Raw genomic sequence first — 2,058 nt, forward strand, 5'->3', positions numbered from 1 at the left:
CCTATGAAGACTGCTCTCAGTTCTTCATTAAAATATATACCTACCATAGAAGCCATATTTAACTAACGGATGCTTTAGTAAAAATCATCGGGCTGCTTAGGCAGCTTTTTTTCTTATTCAACTAACGGGGCAGGTTAGTTCAATAAGATGAAACCAATTTATTGTTCATTCGTAATTATATTAAGAACATCAGAAAAATAGCGATTCAATCATTTGAAAAACAATTATATAAGGATTTGCTTTTATTGTAATTTTTAAATATATCTAAAGTGGAGGTTTACAAATGAAACATTCTACGAAAGCAACAGAATGCCCTAAATGTGGTGGAAAAGAATTGGGGAAAGGTGAAAATGGTGGTAGTGGATATGCAGATATTCTTCCATCTAATAAGTTGAGCTTTGGATCAGAAGTTGAATACACTATTTGTACTGAATGTGGATTTATAATCGAAAGCTATGTAAAAAAGCCAGAGAAATTTAAGGGGACACTTTAGATGTTCTTCAAGTAACGGGTACTTTAGTTGAACAAGCTCGTTCGACGAAAAGGACATTCCTGGTATTACAAGGGATGCCCTTTTTACTAAACTATAGGGTATTTTGCTAGAATTCAAAGTCTAGAATCATTTTACTGGTTTGACCTGCAAACTTATAATTATAGGACCCTTGCAGGCTTTCTAAGTCACCGGTGGCTTTGATGATTGTTGCAGGAGAATCTAGATTTCCTTTATCAAATATTCCTTGCTCTATAGCTGTAAACGTCCCCCGTTTTCCCTTATAAGTTCCCTCGAAATGCAGAAATCCGGAAATTTTAGMAGTGGCCATGTGACCATCTTCTACATTTGATTCTAGATAATATAATAAATATTCAACAAAAGCTTTTCCTTTTAATTCACCATCAATATCATATTCGACATGGGCAATATTAATAGGGAAATCTTTTTTAKTGTCATCGACTGGCTTTTCATCCCATTTGCTTACTGTAAATGTTACCTCCATACGCGTAAACCTCCCTTCATTATTAGATAAGTAATCTAGCTCMAGTATACCACCTAAAAAGTACCATCAATAGTGGTATCTCATAGGAGTGTTTTTATTTATTGTTCATTACTAACTTTGTGARGTATTACACTTACAGTAACGGATGCTTTAGTTAAAGAACATGGGKTGCTTAAGCAACTCTTTTCTTATTGAACTAACGGGGCAGKTTAGTTYAATAAGAAAAATGTTAAATAGTGGGTTGAAAGGTGAGGATTATGTGTGAAGAATTTCCCAAATGAAATTGATTTACTTTCGTTGTTTGAGTGTGAACCTACATTGTTTGATACCACTTCGAAAGACTTTTTTTATAATGAAGCAACATATAAATTTTCTAATGGTGAGGAAGACTTCATTGTTACACTCTCTCCATCTTATAATGAAGTAAAAATACAAGTAACCCAACGAACTTCTAATAAATTGATATCACTCTTAGATTTAAAGCGAGTTGATAAATTTGAAATTACAACAGATAAAAAAGACCTTACAAGTGTACTTTTAAAGATTCAGAATGATGACTTTACACAAACAATTGAAATTGATTTTAAGCCAAAGTTCAAATTGATTTTTAAAGAACATTACACGGAGTAAAAGTATGGTCTTAAACAACTAACGGATGCTTTGGTTAAAGATCATCGGGCTGTTTAAACTGCCCTTTTTCTTATTGAACTAACGGGGCAGTTTAGTTTAAGAAGGAATCCATTCTAAAGTTTTTGTATTCAGGATTATTTTAGTGAAAATCGTTAATTGGTTATTTCCCCATTTATACACTCATACCTTTTAAATAAGGAGATGTGATGTGAAAAATAGAATGCTTAGTGCAGTCGTCTTTGGTTCTCTCTTATTAGTAATAGCATTTTTTATTTATACTCAGGCAGAAGGAACAGAAAAAGAAGATAATATTCCTATTTCGCAATTATCCCAAGAGGAACAAAAAGAATTAGAGGTCTTTCTCGAATCGCTGCAAAAAGAGGGAGGGTTCTTCACTCAAGTCGGAGAAGAATTGAGAAAAGCGGGATATAGC

Annotated in this window: 4 protein-coding genes; 3 read left to right on the forward strand and 1 reads right to left on the reverse strand. The window is 33.3% G+C overall.

The features are described 5' to 3' along the window. The first annotated feature begins 283 nt into the window (after nt 1–283). On the forward strand, nt 284–493 hold the full coding sequence (locus AC1DSL_RS17545) for a transcription initiation factor TFIIIB (protein ID WP_477533213.1): 210 nt from the start codon (nt 284–286) through the stop codon (nt 491–493). A 106-nt stretch (nt 494–599) separates the two neighbouring features. Here the strand turns inward: AC1DSL_RS17545 and AC1DSL_RS17550 are convergent, their stop codons facing one another. Further along, complete coding sequence (locus AC1DSL_RS17550) at nt 600–995, reverse strand: DUF3224 domain-containing protein (protein WP_477533214.1); 396 nt, start codon at nt 993–995, stop codon at nt 600–602. 261 nt (nt 996–1,256) lie between these two features. On the opposite strand from AC1DSL_RS17550, the gene AC1DSL_RS17555 reads away from it, so the two are divergent. After that, nucleotides 1,257–1,625: a hypothetical protein gene (locus AC1DSL_RS17555; RefSeq protein ID WP_477533215.1), complete on the forward strand. Its 369-nt coding sequence runs from the start codon at nt 1,257–1,259 to the stop codon at nt 1,623–1,625. A gap of 208 nt (nt 1,626–1,833) precedes the next feature. After that, on the forward strand, nt 1,834–2,058 hold a 225-nt coding region (locus AC1DSL_RS17560; protein WP_477533216.1), incomplete at its 3' end, for a hypothetical protein.

This window comes from Paenisporosarcina sp. P4_D4, assembly GCF_056401835.1.

What these genes read in the sequence shown, in the direction of transcription:
- AC1DSL_RS17545 (WP_477533213.1), top strand. Translation starts at nt 284, where the DNA reads ATGAAACATTCTACGAAAGCAACAGAATGCCCTAAATGTGGTGGAAAA.